This is a genomic window from Alcaligenes sp. RM2 (genome assembly GCF_052931795.1).
Genome location: NZ_JBRFIO010000001.1, coordinates 1,041,510 through 1,062,726, shown reverse-complemented (window position 1 = coordinate 1,062,726; position 21,217 = coordinate 1,041,510). Strand labels below are relative to the sequence as shown.

Here is a 21,217-nt window from a genome sequence, read left to right as displayed (position 1 = left end):
GCCCATGATGAAATTTAAATTTCATCATGGGCTTTATGCTTTCATTGCCAGGAAACAGAAATTTTTCCCAATAAGGGTTTATCCCTTATTTTTCTCTGTGGGCCTTATTTGAAGCCACTCTTGGTGGACGTGAGATCATGATCTTCTTTCTTTTTTTCTGCTCCCAAGGGTAAATACGGAGCCAAATCATTACATCCATAATTGAAATTAAAATTTTATTAAGTATTATATGAAAAACAAATTTCAATTTTAGGTTGTGTCATGGTCATCAAAGATTCGATCCTGGATATTCTCGATGTCCTGCCCAGCGCGGAGCGGCGGTTGGCCGATGTGGTCCTGTCTCATATGGGGCAGCTGGCGACTTACTCCGCCCAGGAACTGGCCGAGAAAGCAGGTGTATCGGCGGCTACCGCGGTGCGCTTTTTCCGGCGTCTGGGTTTTAACGGCTTTAACGAATTCCGGGTCACGGCCCGCGAGCAAATGGGTGACGGCGCTCCCTTCAAGCGTCTGCACTCCATGTCCAGCAGCGGTATTCAGGCCGATATGACGCCGTTTATCAATGCAGACGTACAGAACATTTCCACCACCTTCCAGAACATTACTGAACAGCATCTGGACAACTTCACCCAAGCCGCCCTGAAAGCACGACGCATCTGGGTGTTTGGTTTCCGCAATGGCCAGATCCTGGCGTGCTACGCCCACTCTTTACTGCAGCAGCTGCGCCCGGATGTGCATCTGGCGGTGGGCACGGTGGCCCATCTGACCGAGCAACTGGCCGATGTGGAAGCAGGGGATCTGGCCCTGGTGATGGATTTTCGTCGCCGCTCGGTGCTCTTGCCTTCCTTGGTGGAGCATCTGCGGGGCGAGTCGGTACAGATGGCTTTTTTGACGGATGGCCTGGAAAGCTCCTTGCTGCGTTCGCAAGACATCGCATTCACGGTGGCAACACGCGGGGAGTACTTGTTTGACTCGCATACCGGCACGCTCAGCCTGATCAATTACTTGGTCAGCCGGGTGGCACTGCAGGCCGAGACGCAGGTTGCCCGTAAGTTGCAGAAGATTGAATCCATCCATCGCAGTTTTCAGGACTTGAAGTCCAATAATTAAACCCATAGAAGTGGAGCAGACATGAACAAACATGCCGTTCGGGAGCAAGGCGCGGTGCAACTGTATCTGAACCCTCGTTGCGTTCAGGATAGCCAGGAATATGACGCCTCCTTGCAATCGATTTTGTCGGTGGCCGCCTACGAGCAGGCTCAGGCCAGCATCGTGCAGTGGCCCGGTTACGCGCCTACTCCTTTGCGTCATTTGCCCGGCCTGGCCGCGCAGATGAAGGTGGGCGGGGTGTATTACAAGGATGAGGCCGGTCGTTTTGGTTTGGGCAGCTTCAAGGCTTTGGGCGGTGCTTATGCCGTCAATCGTTTGCTGTTGCGTCAGTTGCAAGCTCATACCGGCAATGCCAGCCTGACGCTGGATGATCTGAAGAGTCCTGCCTACAAGGACTTTATTGCTGGTTTGACCGTGACCTGCGCGACCGATGGCAATCATGGCCGCTCGGTGGCTTGGGGGGCGAAGAATGCCGGTTGTCAGTGCGTGATCTATATCCATGAGCATGTCAGTACTGGTCGTGAGCAGGCCATTGCCTCTTACGGGGCAAAGGTAGTACGCGTGCCCGGCAATTACGATGATTCGGTGCGCCAAGCTGCTGAAGATGCCAAAGAGCATGGCTATTTTGTGGTGTCCGATACGTCCTACCCGGGCTATATGGATGTGCCCAAGGATGTGATGCAGGGCTACACCGTGATGGTGCAGGAAGCGCTGGATCAGATTGCTTCGGGCAAGCCGGTGACTCACGTCTTTATTCAGGGTGGTGTGGGTGGTTTGGCGGCGGCCGTATGCGCCCATATGTGGGAGCGTCTGGGTGCGCAGCGCCCTCGCTTGATTGTGGTGGAACCCAACAAGGCCGATTGCCTGTTCCAAAGTGCTGTTCAAGGTAAGCCCGTCACGGTCACCGGCGATTTGAATACGGTGATGGCCGGTCTGGCTTGCGGCGAAATCTCCTTGCTGGCCTGGGAAATTCTGGATCCCGGCACCTATGCCTATATGACGCTGGAAGACGATGCCGCCTTGCAAACCATGCGCCGTCTGGCCCGTGCCGATAAAGGTGATGCGCCGATTGTGGCGGGTGAGTCTGCCGTGGCCGGTGTGGCGGCTTGCATGGCTGCGTGCGAGCAAGCGGACTGGCGTCAGGCATTGGGTATTGATGAAAACAGCCAAATCCTATTTTTTGCCAGCGAAGGTGATACCGATGCAGAGCTGTATCAGCGCATTGTCGGTATGAGCGCCAAAGAAGTGCTGGCTCAGGAGCCGGTATGAACAGCCCAGCCAGCACATGTTTAGCCATTAATGGCGAACGCCTGCTGCAGCGTATTGCGCAGTTGGCGCAGATTGGTGCAATCGACGGGGGCGGTGTCTGTCGCCTGGCCTTGACGGACGAGGACAAGGCGGGCCGCGATCAGGTGGTCAGCTGGATGCGTGATCTGGGCATGCGTGTGGAGATCGATCAGATCGGTAACATTATCGGGACACGCGCTGGCCGTCTGGATGTGGCGCCGGTCATGACGGGTTCGCACATTGATACCGTGCGTACTGGCGGACGCTACGACGGCAATCTGGGTGTGCTGGCTGGACTGGAAGTGGTGGCCAGCTTGAATGATGCCGATGTGCAACTGGATCGTCCCTTGCAAGTGGTGGCCTTTACCAATGAGGAAGGAGCGCGCTTTGCTCCGGACATGATGGGCAGTCTGGTGTTTCAAGGTGGCTTGTCCTTGCAGGAAGCACTGGACACCGTGGGCATTGATGGCAGCACCGTGCGCGAGAATCTGGAGCGTATTGGCTACGCCGGTTCCGTGCTTTGCGGCCAACCTGATGTGCATGCCTATATGGAACTGCATATTGAGCAGGGCCCGGTTCTGGAGCATGAAAGCATTGATATTGGTGCCGTGACTGGCGTGCAAGGGATTTGCTGGCTGGAGTTTGAGGTGCATGGTGTCTCCAACCATGCGGGCACCACGCCCATGCACCTGCGTCATGATGCCGGTGTCGTGGCGCAGCAAATTGGTAGTTTTGTACGCCAGTTGACTGAGCGTTACGGCCCGCCGCAACTGGGCACAGTAGGGCGCTGCGAGCTGTTTCCGAATCTGGTCAATGTGATCCCCAGCAAAGCCGTATTTACCGTGGATTTGCGCAATGTGGACAAGGCCAGCCTGGATCAGGCCGAACAGGAAGTGCTGGATTTCGCCCGGCAGGCGGCCGAGCGTGAGGGTGTGCAGATCAAGCATCGCCATTTGGCCCGCTTTGATCCTGTGCAGTTTGATGAACGCTTGATCAGCAAGGTCGAGCAACACGCCAAGGATCTGGGCTGCTCGGTCAAGCGCATGCCCAGCGGTGCCGGGCACGATGCGCAGATGCTGGCGCGCTCTTGCCCCACAGGCATGATTTTTGTACCGAGTGTACGTGGTTTGAGCCACAACCCGGCAGAGTTTACCCACGATAAAGACCTGATAGCGGGATGTTCGATTCTGCTATCGACCTTGGTGGAGCTGGCCCGTGAATAAGCAGTAAATCCCTGATGACGGGACCGCCGCCACAAGAGCAAAGGCGGACCGCTTTTAACTACCTGGAGAGACAAAACATGAGCAACCTGCTTAAGGACCGCTTGCGTCCTGCCAAATCGTTAGCCGCTGTCTGGGCTGCCCTTGCCATCACGGCGATTGCCCCTGCGGCCGTCAGTGCGCAAACCACGCTGACCGCCGTGATGGAAGCGCCACTGCGCTCCCTGGATCCAGTCATTACTACCTCCTACATTGTGCGTAACTACGGCTATATGGTGTACGACACCTTGCTGGCGGAAGATGCGCAGGGGCAGGTCAAACCCCAGATGCTGGAAGGCTGGAAAGTCTCTGAAGACGGCCAGACTTACACCATGACCTTGCGTGAAAACCTGCGCTGGCATGATGGCTCGCCCGTAACGGCTGATGATGCGGTCGAGTCCATCAAGCGCTGGATTCAGCTGGACAAGATGGGCCAGATCATGACGGAGTTCCTGACCAAGATGGAGGTCGTGGATGATCGCTCCTTTGTGATGCAGTTCTCTTTCCCGACCGACATCGCGCTGCGCGCCATGGGCAAGCCCAGTTCCTTGCCTTTGTTCGTCATGCCCAAGGAGGTGGCACGTACGCCGGTCAGTCAGGCGATTACTTCTACGGTGGGTTCGGGACCATTCCGATTTGTGGAGAAGGAATATCGCCCAGGTGTGCAGGCCGTGTTCGAGAAAAACCCGGACTACGTGCCCCGCAATGAGCCTGCCAGCGGGTTGGCCGGTGGCAAGCAGGTCAAGGTAGATCGTGTGCGTTGGGTGGCCATGCCCGATGCCATGACCGGGGTGAACGCGCTGCGCAGTGGCGAGATTGATGTGATCGATCAGGTTCAGCTGGACCTCTTGCCCCTGCTGCAAAACGAGTCGGACATTGTTCTGAATGCTTCTACGGCTCGGGGCGCGCAGACTGAAATGCGCTTTAACTTCCTGCAGCCGCCATTCAATAACAAGCAAGTGCGTCAGGCCGCCATGATGGCGCTGAACCAGAAGCCCTTGATGCAGGCACAAGTGGGCAACCCGGAATACTTTGAAACGTGTGGGGCGGTGTTTGGCTGCCACAGCGTATTCCCGTCACAAGCCGGTTCTGAAGCCTACTTCAAGGGTGATGCCGCCGGTGCGAAAAAGCTGCTGGAGCAGGCCGGCTACAAGGGCGAGCCCGTGGTCTTGCTGCATCCCACCGACTTCCTGACTTCGCCCGTGGTGCCTGTGATTGCCCAGCAACTGCGCAATGCCGGGTTCACCGTCAATGTGGAAGCCATGGACTGGCAAACCGTGCAGACTCGCCGCACCTCCAAGCGTCCCGTGCAAGAGGGGGGCTGGAGCATCATCACCACCTATTCCGGGCTGGTGGATGTCAGCAATCCGCTGAGCTTCATGGCGGTGGCCTCCAACGGCGACAAGGCCTGGTTTGGCTGGCCGGATGTCCCTGCCATTGAAAAGACACGCATGGAATTTGCCCGCGCCAGTGGCGAGTCCGAGCTGGTGCGTTTGGCCACGGACTTGCAAAAACACATCATGGATGAAGGTGTGATCGTCCCTCTGGGTGAGTTCAAGATGGTCAGCGCCGTGCGCAAGAACCTGAATGGCTTTCTGCAAACGCCGGTTCCGGTCTTCTGGAATGTGGAGAAGCGATGATTGGGCTTATTTTCAAGCGCGTACTGGCCACCATCCCGGTATTGCTGATTGTGGCGCTGGTGATCTTTGTGGTCCTGCGCATGACACATGGCGATGCCGCTGTACTGGTGGCGGGTGATAACGCGACGGATGCACAGATCGCGGAAATCCGTCATCAGATGGGGCTGGACCAGCCAGTGCCGGTGCAGTTTGTGCAATGGCTGGGCAGCATGGTGCAAGGGGACTTTGGCACGTCCCTGATCTCCAGCCGCCCGGTCAAGGATCTGGTGCTGGATCGTCTGGGGCCTACGGTTTCGCTGACCTTGTTGACCCTGGCCTACACCCTGGCCATTTCCATTCCGCTAGGGGTGTGCTCGGCCTGGTATCGAGGCAAGTCGCTGGATCGCTTTGTGATGGCAGGGTCGGTGGCGGGCTTTTCCGTGCCGGTATTCATCGTGGCTTATTTGTTGATCCTGCTGTTTTCGCTGGAGCTGCGCTGGTTGCCGGTACAGGGCTACAAGCCCTTGAGTGAAGGCCTGTGGGAACACCTGCGGCATTTGATTCTGCCGGCGGTGTCCCTGGGTACGGTGTACATCGCCCTGATTACCCGCATTGTGCGCACCAGTGTGATCGACACCTTGAACGAGGACTACATCCGCACCGCCCGTGCCAAAGGCTTGAACGAGCGTCGTGTCCTGACACGTCATGCCCTGGGCAATGCGGCAGTTCCCATCCTGACGATTATCGGCATCAGCATCACCATGCTGATCGGCGGGGTGGTGGTGACCGAATCGGTCTTCAACATTCCGGGGCTTGGGCGCTTGGTGCTGGATGCGGTGCTGTCGCGCGACTTTACGGTGATTCAGAGCCTGATCGTGCTGTTTTCGCTGGTGTATGTAGGGGTGAATCTGCTGATTGATATCTCCTACATGCTGGTCGATCCCCGTATCGATTATTGAGCCCTCGCTTTTTACAGGTAGAACAATATGCAAAAGCTCAACAAATTGAAGAAAGTGGTCGCCAGCAATTCGGCCCGTGCTGCCTTGCTGTTCCTGATCCTGATGGCCGCCATGGCGATCTTTGCTCCGTTTCTGGGTACGCAAGATCCCACCCAACTGGACCCCAGTGTGCGTCTGCAACCGCCTTCCGAGCAGTTCTGGCTGGGGACGGATGCACTGGGTCGGGATCTGTATTCCCGCGTGGTGTATGGGGCGCAAGTGTCCTTTATGGTGGGGTTCGGTGTCCTGGCCATCAGCGTGTTCTTTGGCGTGATTCTGGGTTCGCTGGCGGGTTACTTCCGCCGTCTGGACGCCGTCATCATGCGAGTGATGGATGGTGTGATGGCCATCCCTGGCATCTTGCTGGCCATTGCGCTGGTGTCGGTGTCCGGTGCCAGCCTGACCACGGTACTGATCGCCATTGCCATCCCGGAGATCCCACGCATGACACGGTTGGTGCGGGGCGTGATTCTTAGCGTGCGTTCCGAGCCCTATGTGGAAGCGGCCATGACAGTGGGGACTTCGGCCTACGTGATCTTGTCGCGCCATATGTTCCCCAACACCTTTGCCCCTCTGATTGTGCAGGGCACTTATGTGTTTGCCTCGGCGGTGTTGTTGGAAGCGATCTTGAGTTTCCTGGGGGCGGGCATCCCTCCCGAGATGGCCTCCTGGGGCAACATCATTGCCGAAGGTCGCCTGTACTTTCAGCTGATTCCCGGCATCGTGCTGTACCCCGGCATTGTGCTGTCCATCACCATTCTCAGTATCAACGTCCTGGGCGACGCCTTGCGCGATGCTCTGGATCCCAAGCTGGTCACACGGCTGTAAATGACGAGGGCAGGAGACATAACAATGAATACCTCTACGACCAAGCCCCACTGTGTTTTGTCGGTGAAGGACTTGTGCATCGAAACTAAAGCGACTAATCCCCGCCAGTTGGTGAACAAGCTCAGCTTTGATGTGTATGCAGGCGAGACCCTGTGCATTGTGGGCGAGTCCGGCTCGGGCAAATCCTTGAGTTCCTTTGCCATCATGGGCTTGTTGCCGCCCGATACCTTGCGTGTCAGCCAAGGCAGTATCGAGCTGATGGGCGAGAACCTGCTGACCATGAACAAGGAGCATTTGCTGTCCTTGCGGGCTTCGGCCATGTCCATGGTGTTTCAGGAGCCCATGACCGCGCTGAATCCGGTGCAGCGGGTGGGCGAGCAGATCGACGAAGTGATCCGTATCCACGAAAAGAACAGTTCCCGGCAGGAGCGTCGCCAGCGTGTGATCAATATGCTGGAGCGCGTGCGTTTGCCGGAGCCGGAAAAACTCTTCATGGCCTATCCGCATGAGCTGTCCGGCGGTCAGCGCCAGCGCATCATGATTGCCATGGCCTTGATCTTGCAGCCACGTTTGTTGATTGCGGATGAGCCTACCACGGCGTTGGACGTGACCACGCAAAAGCAGATTCTAAGCCTGATCAAGGAACTGCAAAGCGAATGCGGCACCTCGGTCATTTTCGTGACGCACGACTTTGGTGTGGTGGCCGATATTGCTGACCGGATTCTGGTGATGAAGCGTGGCGATAGTGTGGAGATGGGGACGTGTCAGCAGATTCTGTCCAATCCCAAAGAAGCGTATACCCGCTCCCTGATTGCGTCCGTTCCCAATGTGCATCCGCCTGCAAAAGAGGAAGTGCAAAACGAGATCGTGTTGAGCGCCCGTGGTTTGGGCAAGGTCTATGGCTCGGATTGCTGGTTCTCCAAAGGTCGCAAGATGCATGCGCTTAGCGATATCAATCTGGATATACGCCGTGATGAAGTGCTGGGTGTCGTGGGGGAGTCCGGCTCGGGCAAGTCCACCTTGGCGCGCTGCATTATTGGCCTGGTTGAGGCAAGTTCAGGGCAGATCACGCTGAACGGTGAAACTTTACCCGCCGCCTGCAAGGATCGCAGCCTGGCGCAGCGGCGCAAAGTGCAAATCGTGTTTCAGGACCCGTATCGCTCGCTGAATCCCCGCGTAACGATTGGCCAGTCTTTGACCGAGGGCATGCACAACATCGGCGTCGATCCCAAAGTCGCTATCGAACGCGTGACCGAGGTCTTGTCCATTGTGGGGCTGGACGCGGATGTGCTGGAGCGCTATCCGCATCAATTTTCGGGTGGTCAGCGGCAACGGCTTTGTCTGGCCCGCGCCATTGTGATGGAGCCGGATGTCCTGATTGCGGACGAATCCGTGTCCGCGCTGGATGTGCTGGTGCAAGAGCAAGTGCTCAAGTTGCTGGTCGATATCAAGCGCAAAACTGGTGTGGCCATCCTGTTTATTACGCACGATTTAAGGGTGGCGGCCCAGATTTCCGATCGCATTGTGGTGATGCAAAAAGGCCGGATTGTGGAGGCCGGGGACCCAGGCCGTGTCATTAGCCAGCCTAGTCAGGCTTACACCCGTGAACTGGTGGAATCCGCACCCGGTGTGCATTGGGATTTTCAGAATTTTTGTGCTTATGCCTGATTGATGCGCGTGTCAGCGCAACTGGGGGCTGAGCCTTGTGCGCAGCCCGGCGCGCAGTCTGTTTTCGATTTCTGGCCCTTGATTGAGAGGGGCCGGGCGTTCCGAATCCCGCCCAGGGCGGATCTTAATTGTTGATGGAGTTCATATTTCATGTCCAGGTTTGTCAATGTAGCTGCGGCCCAACTGGGTCCTATCGCGCGCAACGAAACCAAGAAGCAGGTGGTTGACCGCTTGCTGGCCCATTTGCATCAGGCCAAGAGAATGGATGTTGATGTGGTGGTGTTTCCCGAGCTGGCACTGACCACGTTTTTCCCGCGCTGGTTCAGCGAGGATATTTCCGATTTTGATTGTTTTTACGAAACCCAGATGCCGGGGCCGGACACCCAGCCCTTGTTTGATGCCGCTGCCAAATTGCAGATAGGTTTCTACCTGGGCTATGCCGAGCTGGTCATTGAAAACGGCGTAAAGCGTCGTTTTAACGTATCCATTCTGGTCGATAAAACCGGCACGATTGTGGGCAAGTATCGCAAGGTGCATTTGCCCGGTCACGGCCAGGACGAGCCCTGGCGTGCTTTCCAGCATCTGGAGAAATATTACTTTGAACCCGGCCACGAGTTCGGTGTGTGGTCGGCCTTTGGGGGCGTGATGGGCATGGCTTTGTGCAACGACCGCCGCTGGTCAGAAACCTACCGCGTCATGGGTTTGAAGGGCGTGGAAATGGTCATGCTGGGCTACAACACGCCGGTTCACAACCCGCCCGCCCCGGAGCACGACGATCTGTCCATGTTCCACAACCATCTGGTGATGCAGGCCGGGGCCTATCAGAACGGCACCTGGGTGGTGGGCGTGGCCAAGGCGGGTAGCGAAGAGGGCATCGAGATGATTGGCGGCAGCGCCATCATTGCGCCGTCTGGGGAGATTGTTGCGGCTTGCTCGACCAAGGGTGACGAGCTGGCCATTGCCCGCTGCGATCTGGATCTGTGCCATTCCTACAAAAGCACGACCTTCAACTTTGAGCGTCATCGTCGACCAGAGGCTTATGGTTTGATCAGCTCGCAACGTGGAGCGGTAGTGCCATGGGCGTGAGCGAACACAAGCAAATGGATCTGGCCTGGGACGTGGTCAGCCTGACACAGGCCTTTGTGCGCATTCCCAGCCTGTCCGGGCAGGAACAGGCCATGGCGGACTTTGTGCAGCAAGTCATGCGGGACTTGGGCTTTGATCAAATCAGTGTTGATGAAAAAGGTTCGGTGCTGGGCTTTGTGGGCCCGGCCCAGGCCCCGCTGGCGCTGTTATTCGATGCTCATATGGATGTGGTCCCTATTGCTGGAACCTGGACGGTGGAGCCTTTTGGAGCGCAGATCAAGGACGGTCGCATGTATGGGCGCGGCACCAGTGATATGAAGGCAGGCTTGGCCGCTGCTCTGTGTGGCGCGGCGGCAGCGGCTCGTTACGGCGCCTTGAAACAGCGTATTGCCGTGTCTGCCAGCGTGATGGAGGAGGTGATCGAAGGCTATGCCTTGTCTCACGCTCTGGAACAATGCACGCCAGCCGCCGTGGTGATTTGTGAGCCATCACGTTTGCGCATCATGGTGGGTCAGAAAGGGCGGCAGGAGATCCTGTTGCGTCTGCAAGGCCGTCCTGCCCATGCAGCCTTGCCGCACCTGGGAGTTAATCCGATTCAGGCCGCAGCCAGGGCGATTTCGGCCCTACAGACGCTGGAATTGCCGCAGGATGCGCAGGTGGGGCAGGCTTTGCTGGTGCCGACCGACATTATTTCTGACCCGCATCCGTCCATTTCGCTGATTCCTTCTTCCGTTACCGTCCGTTTTGATCGTCGCACCCTGGTGGGAGAAAGCAGTGAATCGGTGCTCAAGCAAATGGAGCAATGCTTGCAAGCCGCAGGGGTGGAGGGCTTTTCGCTGGAACTGGTGGACAGTCAGGTACAAACCTATACAGGTCAGCAGGCCAGTCCGGGGCGGGACTTGCCCGCCTGGCGATTGGATGAGTCGGCTCCTTTGGCGCAAGCCATGGTGCAAGCCGTCCAGCAAGCTGGGCGTGTGGTGGAAATGGATACCTGGTGGTTTTGCACCAATGGCTCCGAGTCTGCGGGGCGGCGTGGCATTCCGACCATCGGTCTGGGACCGGGCGAGGAAGCACAGGCGCATACGGCGGATGAGTCGGTGGCTATCGATGATGTTCTGGGGGCCAAGGACATTTACGAACAGCTTTGCCTTCAACTGGCGGGACAAGCGTAATAGCAATCGGAGACAAGTGATGCGTATTGCAGTAGCGGGTTTTCAGCATGAGACCAATACCTTTGGCCCGGCCATGGCAACGATGGCGGACTTTGAGCATGGGGGCGGCTGGCCGGGAATGTGCCGGGCAGAGGCGATTGAACCTGCCTTGCGTGGTGCCAACATCCCGGCAGCCGGGTTTATGGCTGCCGCCTCACAAGCCGGGGTCGAGTGCGTCCCGCTATTGTGGGCCGCGGCCAGTCCTTCCGCTCCCGTCGAAGCCATGACGTATGAGGCGATCGTGGCGGAGATTCTGTACCGCCTGGAGCAAGTTCTGCCCGTGGATGCGGTGTATCTGGACTTGCACGGCGCCATGGTGGCCGAGCATCGGGACGATGGGGAAGGGCATTTGCTGGTTCTGGTGCGCGAGATGGTGGGGCCGGACGTGCCGGTGGTCGCCAGTCTGGACTTGCACGCCAATGTCAGCGACACCATGCTGGCGCAGGCCGATATGCTGGTGGCGTACAAAACTTACCCGCATGTGGATATGGCGCAAACGGGTGAGCGTACTTTTCAGGCGCTGATGCGATGTCTGCAAAGCGGTCGTCGCCCGGAATTGGCCTGGCATCGACTGCCCTTCCTGATCCCGGCGATCTGGCAAAGCACCGAGATGGAACCGGCTGCCAGCCTGTACCGTCACTTGTCATCGCTGGAAGAAATAGAAGGCGAGGGGAGCGTGTCCTTCGCCATGGGCTTTCCTGCTGCTGACGTACCCGAATGCGGAGCGGTTTTGTGGGCCTATGCGCAGACGCAGGAAGAAGCCGATAGCCGTTTAGCAGGCTTTCTGGACGAGGTGCTTGATAAAGCCCAAGGCTTCCAAGGCAAGCTGTACGAACCGGACGAAGCTGTGCAATGGGCGCTGAGTCATCCCGGCAAAGGCCCGGTGATTATTGCCGATGCGCACGATAACCCCGGAGGCGGTGCCAGCTCCGATACCTGTGGGCTCTTGCGTGCCTTGCTGAAAGCCAAGGTATCCGATGCGGCTTTAGGCTTGATCGTGGATCCGGAAAGCGCTGCTCTGGTTCACCAGGCAGGGGTTGGTAAAAGCATCGAGCTGTCCCTGGGCGGTAAATCCGGTGTTCCCGGTGATATGCCCTTGCATGCACGCTTCTATATCGAGTCCGTATCCGATGGTCAGTTCTCCGCCACCGGTCCGTATTACGCAGGCTGTGCCATGAACCTGGGGCCTAGTGCCTGTTTGCGCATAGAGGGCGTGCGTATCGTTCTGGCCTCCTACAAGTCGCAAATGGCAGATCAAAGCATGTTCCGTTTTGTGGGGATAGAGCCGGAGCAAATGAAGATACTGGTCTTGAAAAGCGCTGTACATTTCAGGGCGGACTTTGGCTGTATCAGTGACCGTATCATTGTCGGAGCCGCCCCGGGAGGCGTTTCCATGCGCACGACAGACCTGCCATGGGAGCGCTTGCCGGCAGAGCGCCTGCTGTATCCCGGTGGCCCCAGCCTGTCTCAATGGCGAATCATGCAATCAGAAGGGCAGGCCTGTTCACAATAGCTTTGCATTTTTTACCTAAGTAGGTATACTCCTGCCTTCACGGTTTTGATGCGGATTAGCTCGGTAAAATGAGCTTCGAAAATCAGACCGCCTGTTCAGACAAGTGTGGATTTCAATCGGCACCGGGATTAACTATCAATAATCTCGAATCGAAAGAAAAAATCTAAAAAACACTTGCAAGAAAGGAAGAACAGGGTTATAGTTTAATTCTTTCGGGGCGTAGCGCAGCCTGGTAGCGCACTTGCATGGGGTGCAAGGGGTCGAAGGTTCAAATCCTTCCGTTCCGACCAAATTTAAAAAGGCCTACAGCATTTTTGCTGTAGGCCTTTTTATGCGTTGTCTGCGGGGGGCTCGTGTCATGGCAAGGCCAGTGTTAGTGATGTCGTTGTACAAGAGGTGGGTTACAACAGGCGTGTTTTGTCAGATGTTTGGTTCTTAAGAATGTTAATTAGAAAGGCAATACCGCAAGATCATCAGGCTGTGAGTTGTTTGGCGTATCGCTCCAAAGCTTACTGGGCTTATACAGAAAGTTTTTTGCAAGCTTGCAAAGCGGATTTAACGGTCAGTGCGCAATTTATTGAGCGCAATCCCGTCTATGTGCTGGAGCATGAAGGGCAACTGCTTGCTTTCTATGCTTTCAATCTTGGTGAGGAAAAGCTGGATGCTTTGTTTATAGACCCGGACAGCGTTGGTCAAGGCTTAGGACGGTTGTTATGGGCTGATTTACTGAAAAAGGCGAGAGACCTCGGTCTTGTTCAATTCACTCTGGATGCCGATCCAAATGCAGAGGGTTTTTATCTAAAGATGGGGGCCTATACTATCGGTAAGACGCCTTCAAGCATAGACCCGGAGCGTTATCTTCCTCTTTTGAGAGTGCTCGTGCCATAGCTGGCCGTAGTCACGCTATGTGATTACGGCCGAGCTTAGTGTGCCGATTTGGCAGGATTTAGCGGGCTTACCGAGCTGCCTGATGAGAATGTGCTGCTTCTGTTACCACCCCCAGCAAGTCCCCGCCGCAGGCTTGCCGCAATTGCGGTAGTTCACTGCAAACCACAGCTTTCCTGCACCCCGTGGGCTACCGTCAGATTTGACGTCGTTGCGTGGCAGTTCTTCCAGGGTGTCGCGCGCTGTTTTAGTGTCGGAGTCACTGGCAGCGTCCGGTTCCAGGACGATACGGCCTAAAGCTGCTGCATCACGGTCTTCAAAGACCAGATCCGTGTCTTTCAGAGCCGTCATTTTCAAGGCTGCATCGCGCACGGCAGCCGCGTAGCTGTCGTTTGAACCACCGGGTTTCAAGGTCTTGTTCAAGGTGCTCACCGCCAGAATCTGGGTCGGTGTGGCGGGTGGGGCCATCTGGTATTCGTCCAGCTTGGGCAGTTGGCCCCCGGAAGCTTGGCGGCGCAGCCAGTCGCCCCACAGAAACTCTGCGTATTCAGGCAGCTTGCCGTTTTTATAGGCAAGGTCGCGGGTGAAATACACCAGGGAGCGATAGCGATCTTCCTGCATGCCACCGGCTTCTTTTTCGCTGGCCAGCCCAACGCGGGTAGGCAGTTGCTCGACAGTAATAGCCTGGTTTTCACCATCACGCAGCCAGACCAGTTTCTCTTTGCTCATGCGCTCCCAGAAGGCGGACGCTTCGCGGATGTCGCTGTAGTTGGCGCTGACTTTTACCCAGACGGGCAGTTTGGGGCCGCCGTCCGGGATTTCGCGCAGGGATGAGAAGGTGTGGTGGCCATCGGTCAGATAGAGATTGCCGTCCCAGCCTACGACCACGGTTTTCAGGTTTTCTGTTTGCGAGCCCAGAGGGTCTTTGCACAGATAGGTGGTGGGCTGGTCCAGGCGGGCAGCTTGAGCCTCAGCGATGGTCAGAAATTTTTGAGCACGTTCGGTTCCGCCCATATCCTCGCAGTAGTCGTCAAACTTCTTGCCGATGGTGCGATTCAGGTAGTCCAGTTGCTGTTTGGGGTCCTTAGCCCAAGTGGGCCGATCCAGATCGCCTTGCCAGCGTCCCAGCTTGTAGTAAACCTGATCGTAGCCAATGGCCGCTTGGGTGGGATGCAGTTCTTCGATGCGGACCTTGATGACATCGCCTGCCTTGCTGTCCAGATAGGCGGTGTTGCGAGGTGGTTCCGGGTCTTCAGTGACGGGTGGCGTCACGACGGGGGCTTCGGGGGAGTGGCTGCCGCCTGTGCTGGAGCCGCTGTCGCAGGCTGCCAAGGCCAAGGGCAACAGGGCAATACCCAGGGCACGCAGAAGCTGTTGTCGGGCGGGGACAAGAGAGTGCAAAGAAGCGAGGTTCATGGTCTGTTGGGGATTTTGTTGGAAGATCCTAGATCATGATGGATGGGTATTGCCGCAACATTGCATTCAGAAACATTCATCGCTTGTGCGGGATAGCTGCCCGCTTGTCACGGCCGGGGCGAAATTGTGACCAGCTTGCTCAGTCCTCTCCCATGCGGACTGAATCCCGTAAACTGTCCACGCTTGAATTAAATCGCTAAATCACTTCCTGGCTGTGGGAGCTGGTTTTAAAAGGTCATTAATGTCGCTCTACAAAAAAGCCTGGCTGTTCACCTTGTTCAATATCTTGCTCCTGGTCGCCTTGTATTTTGGGCTGCCTGTGTTCGACCGTGTGTTGGGGACCTTCGGGTTTTTAGTCTTTGGCTTTTATATTCTGGGCCAGGGCTTGGTAGCCATGACCGTTTTTACTTGCCCAAAGTGCGGTTTGTCGCCGTTCATGGGTAGCCAGAGCTTGTTCACCAGTTATTCGCCCTTTCCGCGCAAGAAGTGTGGACAGTGCGGGCATGACCACACTCAGACTGAGTAGGGCAAGTTGCGATCCGGCGGCCCGGCGGCCCGGCGGCCCGGCCCGGTGCACTGATTCCTTGTTGACTCAGTCCTTGCGCAGCGGGTTCTCCTTCCTGGATTAGTCGGGTTGATGGTTGTGATCCACCACCATATTGTCTCCAAAGGTGGAGAATTTGGCGGTCACTTCGGCGGGCAGTTTGGCTTCTGCTGCGCTAGTGTTCTTGACCAGGCGTTCTGCCGCTTCAGCGCTCATGCCTGCCATGGTTAGAGTCTCGACATCGTTCAAGCCATCGCCACCACACATATGAACATTCCATTCCCCATGACGACTCTTTAATAGCGCACGACCACCACGTGTCAGTTGCGTCCAACCCGCCAGGGCGTAGTCACCCTCGATTACGATAGGCTCCACCACAAGAGGGGCTTCGGGGCTGTCCCAAATCGCCTTCATGGCTTGGGAGATGCGATCGGCCTCTGATGGTGCAGCGTGAGCCATGCCCGTGAACATAGCGAACAAGATGAATAAAGCCATGGCGAAGAAAAGCCCATGGAGTGCCACTTTGAAGGTCTGGCGATGTTGTGAAGCGGTTTTCATAAAAACTCCTTGTTTCTCAAGCTAATAAAAGACAGGGTGGGGCTGTCGCCCCAAGCAGAGTGCTCAGCTGACTTGTTGGCAGCCAAGAGGCAGTGATCTGGCATATAAAGCGTGATAGTGGCGATTTGACGGGCATGACAAACCCCTTAGCAAGATAAAAAAAGTGGAATTAATACTGGATCTGCACACCGGCAAAGACCGATCTCCCTGTGCCCGGCTCGAACAAGGGCGAGGAGGCTGTGGCATAGTCGGTAATGCTGGCGCTGGCGATGTATCGACGATCTGTCAGATTGCGGCCATCTATATAGAAGGAGTAGGGGCCGCGTTCCCATCCGGCTCGCAAGCCAAGCAAGGCATAGGAGCTGGTCTTGGTGGTATTGGCGTTATCCACGTAGTAAGCCTGGGGCACCCATTCCACATTGGGGCCAATGTGAAAGCCCGACGGGTGTTTGTAGATAATCTCTGCCCGCAGATAATGCTTGGGTACGCCGGGCATTTGATTGTTGTTCCAGTCCCGATCATTGTCGAATTTGAAGTTGCTGTAGGTGTAGGCGCCTTTAATGTCCAGGCTGTCACTTTGCAGACCTTGTACCAACAAGCCACGAGCGGCCGTCCACTGCACACCCAGTTCTATGCCTTGATGGGTTGTACGATCTGCGTTGACGGTTTTGTCGCAAATGTTCCAAGGCGCGCTGATGCATTGCAGCTCGTTTTTGACGCGGGCATGGTACAGGGAGACGTCCCAGGCCACGTTTCCGTTTTCCCCCCGGGTGCCTATTTCGAAGGTGGTGGCACGTTGAGCTTGCAGACGATCCAGGTCATTGCGGGTCGAGAACGTCATATCGTCAAAAGTTGGCGGCTCGGCGCTGCGGGAAATATTTCCGTAGATTTGCCACTGCGAACCTGCATCCCATAACAGGCCTAATTTGGGATTGAAGAGGTTGTAGCTTTTGTCCCCGGACCGGGTGGCGGGCAGGCCGCCGTTATACAGATCCTGACGCTTGCGTTGGGCGTGCATGTATTGCAGGCCGGTAATCAGAGATAAGTCCGAACCAAGACTCCAGGCGTTCTCGGCATAGGCGCTCAGATTGCTGTCCCTGTCTTTGCTGGCAGACAGTTTCTCCTGCCGTTTGCCTCCTGCGTTTACAGAGTTTTGAGCATCAATCTTGCCTGCCGACCAAGTCAAGCCTAGCGTGAAGCGGTTGTCTCTGCCTGCCAGCGGGCTGGTGTTGATCAGCCTGCCGTAAGCGCCGTAGCTGTTTGTGTCCCTATCAATAAATTGATAAATGGGGTGCCGTAGCGAGCTTTGCTCGAACCAGCCACCCAGTTCATATTGGGTCTCTCCCATGAGCAGCACTGTGCGGTTGGCAATGCGGCCTCCGTCCAGGTTGAGCTGCCAATCGTGCTCTTTATTTGCTTTGGCAGCTTGCCGTGGATTATTCAGAGCCTGATCGCGGCTGACCGAGCCGGGAATATCCTGATGAATTTGATAGCCGCTCAGGTAAAAACGGGTTTCTGCCCGGTCTGAAAGCTGCCAAGCCAGGTTTGCGCTGGCCCGCGAGGAATGGCCAGCACTTTGTTCCCTATACCCATCCTGGGTTTGCCAGGAGCCGGAAATCACGCCATCCAGTTTCTCGCCCGCAAAACCGCTGCCAAGTTGCACGCGCCGCCAGCCAAAGCTACCGGTATCCAGACGCCCTTGAAAGGCGCCGGCATCATGGCCGGTGGGGGTGAAGAAGTTGATAGCCCCACCTAAAGTAGCGGCTCCGTACTGCAAGGCATTGGCGCCTTTATAGACCTCGGTATAGCGGTAGGCTGTAGGGTCGATGCGATGAAAATTGCTGCTGCCGTCCGGGTCATTTAATGGAATGCCATCCTGGTATAAGCTGATGCCGCGCAGATGGTAATACCGCGACAGGCCCGAGCCACGTATGGACAGACGTGCATCATCTCCCCATTTGGGCTGTGCAAACACCCCCGGTGTGTAGTCCAGGATGTCTTTGATGGCGGCGGCTTTGGTATCACGCCAGGCGCTCTCGGACACCAAAGCCACGCCGCCCGCGGTTTGTTCAATGGTTTTTTGAGCGCTTTGCAGGTCTGGAACGGTCAGACTTTTACCACGCTCTGGAGTGACGATGACGGGAGCCAGTGTTGGCGTCTGTGCATGAGCAAGGCTGGTCCAGGAGCTGGAAAACAGCAAGGTCAGAGCCAGGACGCTGCTTCGTGTGCGTGGTGATGTTTGTGCCGAGTGACGAGAGGGCGAAAAAGGGGCGGTCTGCACGGCGCATGCCTGTGCAGAAACACAAAAAATGGACATAAAAAAACCTTGAATGACTTCGCTGAAAAGCGACTGCACATACGGCAGTCGACGACGAGAGATCAAGCAAGGTTGACAGGTGGAGCGCGTGACCCTAGCGGTGGCCCCAAGGCAGGCAGGGGTGGCAAGCTCTGATTACGGTGTACTAGCAACAAAGGCTGGCGAATCACCGGGGCATCCAGGCTTGCCATATCAGCGCTGGGCAGGGCTACTTGGGACAGAACCAGTGCGTAAGGGCACTTCTGCATATCCGCGTGTTCATTGGATTGCGGCGGATCGGCCTGTCCTGTCAGGCTCATCCAGATCGTGCTGGGCGTTCCTCCGGGGACACAAAGCGTGACGGAAAAGAAGCCATTCTGTTCACCCAAGCTACCGGGCATGTAGCCTGCCGGGACCAGCGAACGGCTCAGAAATGACAGGATCGCCAGGCAAAAAAGAACTTGCCAGGCTATGCCATCTTTAACGAGAGAGCAGTTCCGTTGGACAGACATGGCGCGATTGTATTACAACTGCTTCTCAATTAGCTTTGATTTATCTGATGCCCGGACTCCGTTATTAGTGATGGATCACGATTTTTCCAAAGCGATCGCGCTGTTGCAGATAGCGGTAGGCTTCATGAGCGTTTTTGAAATCGAAGACCCGGTCGATCACCGGATGGATCCGGTGCTGGCTAATGACTCGATTCATGGCTTCCAGATCACTGCGACTACCTACACCAATGGCTTTGTAGTTGGCCTGACTAAAGACCAGATCCATGACATCCAGCGATTGCACGGATTTTCCCAAGGAGCCGATCAAGGACACTTGCCCACCTACAGCAATCGCTTTGATGGATTGCGCAATTGTCACCGGACCACCGACATCGACAATACGATTTGCGCCTTCGCCATGTGTGTAGTCTCGTACAAACTCGGACCATTCTGGCGTGTCTTTGTAGTTGAAAACCTTGTCAGCCCCTAACTGCAGCAGCTTGTCGAACTTATTGTCTGAAGAAGTGCTGGAGATGACGCAGGCTCCCATTGCCTTGGCCAATTGAATGGCAAAAATGGACACGCCACCTGCTCCTTGTGTCAGCACTGTATCGCCTGCATTAATACCGGCCAGTGCGGACCAGGCCGTCAAGGCTGCGCAAGGCAGGGTTGCTGCCTCTTCAAAACTCAGATGGGAGGGCATAGGCGACAAGGCCTCTGCCGACACGACTTTGTATTGAGTCAGCCAGCCGTCATGCTCAACACCATATTGTTCCCGGCCTGCGTAGGCTGGGCCACCGAACCAGTTCGGGAAAAAACTGTTGATGACACGGTCGCCCAACTTGAAGCGCTGCACGCCGGGGCCAAGGGCATCAATGATTCCTGCTGCATCTGACAGTGGTACAGCCCCTGGCGTAGTGGGATAGCGCAATGTATCTTTCATGACCAACAGGTCTCTGAAGTTCAAGGACGAGGCCATGACTTGAACCCGCACTTGTCCGGGGCCGGGTTCGGGAAGCGGTTCCTGACCTCGTGTCAGGTAGTCCAAACTGCCATATTGTGTAAAACGGTAGGTGTCCATGCATGCTCCTGTTGATACTTGCATGGAGCATGCTAGGCCTGAGACTTCAGACGATCTATAGTTAAAAATCCGATTTTCCTGTCTTATCGTCTGATAGTCATGAACCCCTTTGATGAAATTCTGGATGGCATGCGTTTGCAGCATGCTTTGTATGCGTGCTTCCAACTGCGTGCGCCTTGGGGCGTCAGCTTTGACACCGGCGAGTATGCGCGGCTGTTGATTGTCAGAAAAGGGGCTTGTTATTTGAAGGGAGAGCAGCGGGCCGATCCCGTGCGGCTGGAAGCGGACACCTGCATGCTTGTTCAACCAGGGGTGCAATTCTCGCTGTGTGACGGCAAGGAAAGTCCGCTGGTTTCCTGTGAGACTTTGGCTCGGTATCCGCATGCTGAGCCGATCGTCCATGGGGGCGATGGAGCCTTGACTGAAATCGTGACGGCCCGCTTTGCTTTCAACAAGTTGGCTGCCGAACCCCTGTTCAGTGCGCTTGGCCCCTTGGTACACACTCGCTTGAGGGCGGAAGATGCTGTCGCCATAAAAAGCATCCTGCATGTGCTGCAAACCGAAGCGCAAAGCCGGGATTACGGAACTCAGCTGATTAACGCCCGCCTGGTTGATGTGATGTTCATTCAGGTGCTGCGGGCTTTATCGCACTGTGCCACCTTGGGGGCAGGGCTGTTGGCGGGTATTCGAGACCCCCGAATGGCCCCGGTCTTGCAAGCTGTGCATCAGCAGATTGCGCATCCGTGGTCGGTGGAGGAAATGGGCGCACTGATCGGGCTGTCCCGGTCCACCTTTTCTGCTTTGTTCAAGGCGGCTGTCGGGCAAGCTCCCTTGGCGTATCTGACGGCTTGGCGTATCTATAAAGCCAAGCTTTTGTTGGCAGCCGGTTCGCAGACGATAGGGCAAATTGCCGCGCAGGTGGGGTATGACAATGAGTCCAGCCTGAGCCGTGCTTTTAGCCGTTTGGAAGGAGTCTCGCCCGGTGTGTGGCGGCAGAGGCAAAGAGCCGGAGTTTGATGTCCGGCCCTACGTCAGAAGATTGAACAGGCGCAGCCTTGCCTGAGAGCCTGTTCTGTCAGTTTCCGCTTACAGGCTGCGCCCCTTATCCAGATAGGTTTGAAACTCCGCCTCCGGCACCATGCTACCGCCCGTTCCCCAAACCAGGTGGGTAGCGTTCTCCAGCTGAACATGCATAAAACCCATACGCTGCAGATATTCAGGCGAGTTCAATACCCGCGCCATGCCGGGCACGCCAGCCAGGGCGGAGGGTTCCAGTTTGACCTTGTCCTGCTCATAGGCAATGACCATCAAACGGTATAACTCTTCGTCCGTGACGGTGTAATAGCCGTCGATCAGACGCTGCATGGCTT

Annotated in this window: 19 protein-coding genes and 1 tRNA gene; 14 read left to right on the top strand and 6 right to left on the bottom strand. The window is 56.3% G+C overall.

The features are described 5' to 3' along the window. Window positions 1-261: 261 nt before the first annotated feature. The 12 genes from ACU6HM_RS04875 to ACU6HM_RS04820 all read left to right on the top strand — a co-directional run bounded on the left by ACU6HM_RS04875 (window position 262) and on the right by ACU6HM_RS04820 (window position 13,464). On the top strand, window positions 262-1,107 hold the full coding sequence (locus tag ACU6HM_RS04875) for a MurR/RpiR family transcriptional regulator (protein WP_009454338.1): 846 nt from the start codon (window positions 262-264) through the stop codon (window positions 1,105-1,107). Between the two features lie 21 nt (window positions 1,108-1,128). Further along, window positions 1,129-2,376, top strand: coding sequence for a diaminopropionate ammonia-lyase (locus ACU6HM_RS04870; protein WP_021446636.1), 1,248 nt, complete (start codon window positions 1,129-1,131; stop codon window positions 2,374-2,376). Beyond that, window positions 2,373-3,617 carry a Zn-dependent hydrolase gene (locus tag ACU6HM_RS04865; protein WP_446763407.1) on the top strand — a complete coding sequence of 415 codons (1,245 nt, stop codon included), beginning with the start codon at window positions 2,373-2,375 and terminating at the stop codon, window positions 3,615-3,617. Before ACU6HM_RS04870 ends, ACU6HM_RS04865 begins: the two co-directional genes overlap by 4 nt. Before the next feature lie 77 nt (window positions 3,618-3,694). After that, complete coding sequence (locus ACU6HM_RS04860; protein ID WP_446763406.1) at window positions 3,695-5,293, top strand: ABC transporter substrate-binding protein; 1,599 nt, start codon at window positions 3,695-3,697, stop codon at window positions 5,291-5,293. Beyond that, window positions 5,290-6,231 (top strand): ABC transporter permease, encoded by a 942-nt coding sequence (locus tag ACU6HM_RS04855; RefSeq protein ID WP_009454334.1) that lies wholly within the window; start codon window positions 5,290-5,292, stop codon window positions 6,229-6,231. Before ACU6HM_RS04860 ends, ACU6HM_RS04855 begins: the two co-directional genes overlap by 4 nt. A gap of 27 nt (window positions 6,232-6,258) precedes the next feature. Then, window positions 6,259-7,098, top strand: coding sequence for an ABC transporter permease (locus tag ACU6HM_RS04850; protein ID WP_009454332.1), 840 nt, complete (start codon window positions 6,259-6,261; stop codon window positions 7,096-7,098). Between the two features lie 24 nt (window positions 7,099-7,122). After that, on the top strand, window positions 7,123-8,766 hold the full coding sequence (locus tag ACU6HM_RS04845; protein WP_009454330.1) for a dipeptide ABC transporter ATP-binding protein: 1,644 nt from the start codon (window positions 7,123-7,125) through the stop codon (window positions 8,764-8,766). A gap of 150 nt (window positions 8,767-8,916) precedes the next feature. Further along, complete coding sequence (locus ACU6HM_RS04840; RefSeq protein ID WP_035273239.1) at window positions 8,917-9,852, top strand: N-carbamoyl-D-amino-acid hydrolase; 936 nt, start codon at window positions 8,917-8,919, stop codon at window positions 9,850-9,852. Then, window positions 9,843-11,024 carry a YgeY family selenium metabolism-linked hydrolase gene (locus ACU6HM_RS04835; protein WP_446763405.1) on the top strand — a complete coding sequence of 394 codons (1,182 nt, stop codon included), beginning with the start codon at window positions 9,843-9,845 and terminating at the stop codon, window positions 11,022-11,024. Before ACU6HM_RS04840 ends, ACU6HM_RS04835 begins: the two co-directional genes overlap by 10 nt. A 19-nt stretch (window positions 11,025-11,043) precedes the next feature. After that, the gene (locus ACU6HM_RS04830) at window positions 11,044-12,576 is read left to right on the top strand and encodes a M81 family metallopeptidase (RefSeq protein WP_446763404.1); all 1,533 of its coding nucleotides are present in this window, start codon (window positions 11,044-11,046) and stop codon (window positions 12,574-12,576) included. Between the two features lie 213 nt (window positions 12,577-12,789). Beyond that, window positions 12,790-12,866, top strand: a tRNA-Pro gene (locus ACU6HM_RS04825). A gap of 199 nt (window positions 12,867-13,065) precedes the next feature. After that, on the top strand, window positions 13,066-13,464 hold the full coding sequence (locus tag ACU6HM_RS04820) for a GNAT family N-acetyltransferase (RefSeq protein WP_446763403.1): 399 nt from the start codon (window positions 13,066-13,068) through the stop codon (window positions 13,462-13,464). A 102-nt stretch (window positions 13,465-13,566) separates the two neighbouring features. Here ACU6HM_RS04820 and ACU6HM_RS04815 read toward each other — a convergent pair whose 3' ends face one another. Then, window positions 13,567-14,877 (bottom strand): ParB/Srx family N-terminal domain-containing protein, encoded by a 1,311-nt coding sequence (locus ACU6HM_RS04815; protein WP_446763402.1) that lies wholly within the window; start codon window positions 14,875-14,877, stop codon window positions 13,567-13,569. Window positions 14,878-15,118: 241 nt separating this feature from the next. Here ACU6HM_RS04815 and ACU6HM_RS04810 point away from each other — a divergent pair, with 241 nt between their 5' ends. After that, complete coding sequence (locus ACU6HM_RS04810; RefSeq protein WP_009454242.1) at window positions 15,119-15,403, top strand: hypothetical protein; 285 nt, start codon at window positions 15,119-15,121, stop codon at window positions 15,401-15,403. A gap of 99 nt (window positions 15,404-15,502) precedes the next feature. Here the strand turns inward: ACU6HM_RS04810 and ACU6HM_RS04805 are convergent, their stop codons facing one another. The 4 genes from ACU6HM_RS04805 to ACU6HM_RS04790 all read right to left on the bottom strand — a co-directional run bounded on the left by ACU6HM_RS04805 (window position 15,503) and on the right by ACU6HM_RS04790 (window position 19,847). Continuing rightward, window positions 15,503-15,979: a copper uptake system-associated protein gene (locus ACU6HM_RS04805; protein WP_009454240.1), complete on the bottom strand. Its 477-nt coding sequence runs from the start codon at window positions 15,977-15,979 to the stop codon at window positions 15,503-15,505. A 169-nt stretch (window positions 15,980-16,148) separates the two neighbouring features. Continuing rightward, window positions 16,149-18,296 (bottom strand): TonB-dependent receptor family protein, encoded by a 2,148-nt coding sequence (locus ACU6HM_RS04800; RefSeq protein ID WP_446763401.1) that lies wholly within the window; start codon window positions 18,294-18,296, stop codon window positions 16,149-16,151. A gap of 62 nt (window positions 18,297-18,358) precedes the next feature. Then, the gene (locus ACU6HM_RS04795; RefSeq protein WP_446763400.1) at window positions 18,359-18,787 is read right to left on the bottom strand and encodes a DUF2946 family protein; all 429 of its coding nucleotides are present in this window, start codon (window positions 18,785-18,787) and stop codon (window positions 18,359-18,361) included. Between the two features lie 64 nt (window positions 18,788-18,851). Further along, window positions 18,852-19,847 (bottom strand): zinc-dependent alcohol dehydrogenase family protein, encoded by a 996-nt coding sequence (locus tag ACU6HM_RS04790; protein WP_446763399.1) that lies wholly within the window; start codon window positions 19,845-19,847, stop codon window positions 18,852-18,854. A gap of 99 nt (window positions 19,848-19,946) precedes the next feature. Here ACU6HM_RS04790 and ACU6HM_RS04785 point away from each other — a divergent pair, with 99 nt between their 5' ends. Then, complete coding sequence (locus ACU6HM_RS04785; protein ID WP_446763398.1) at window positions 19,947-20,864, top strand: cupin domain-containing protein; 918 nt, start codon at window positions 19,947-19,949, stop codon at window positions 20,862-20,864. 69 nt (window positions 20,865-20,933) lie between these two features. On the opposite strand, the gene ACU6HM_RS04780 is transcribed toward ACU6HM_RS04785, so the two are convergent. After that, window positions 20,934-21,212, bottom strand: a complete 279-nt coding sequence (locus tag ACU6HM_RS04780) for a D-serine dehydratase (RefSeq protein WP_336974477.1) — start codon at window positions 21,210-21,212, stop codon at window positions 20,934-20,936. Between the last annotated feature and the right edge of the window lie 5 nt (window positions 21,213-21,217).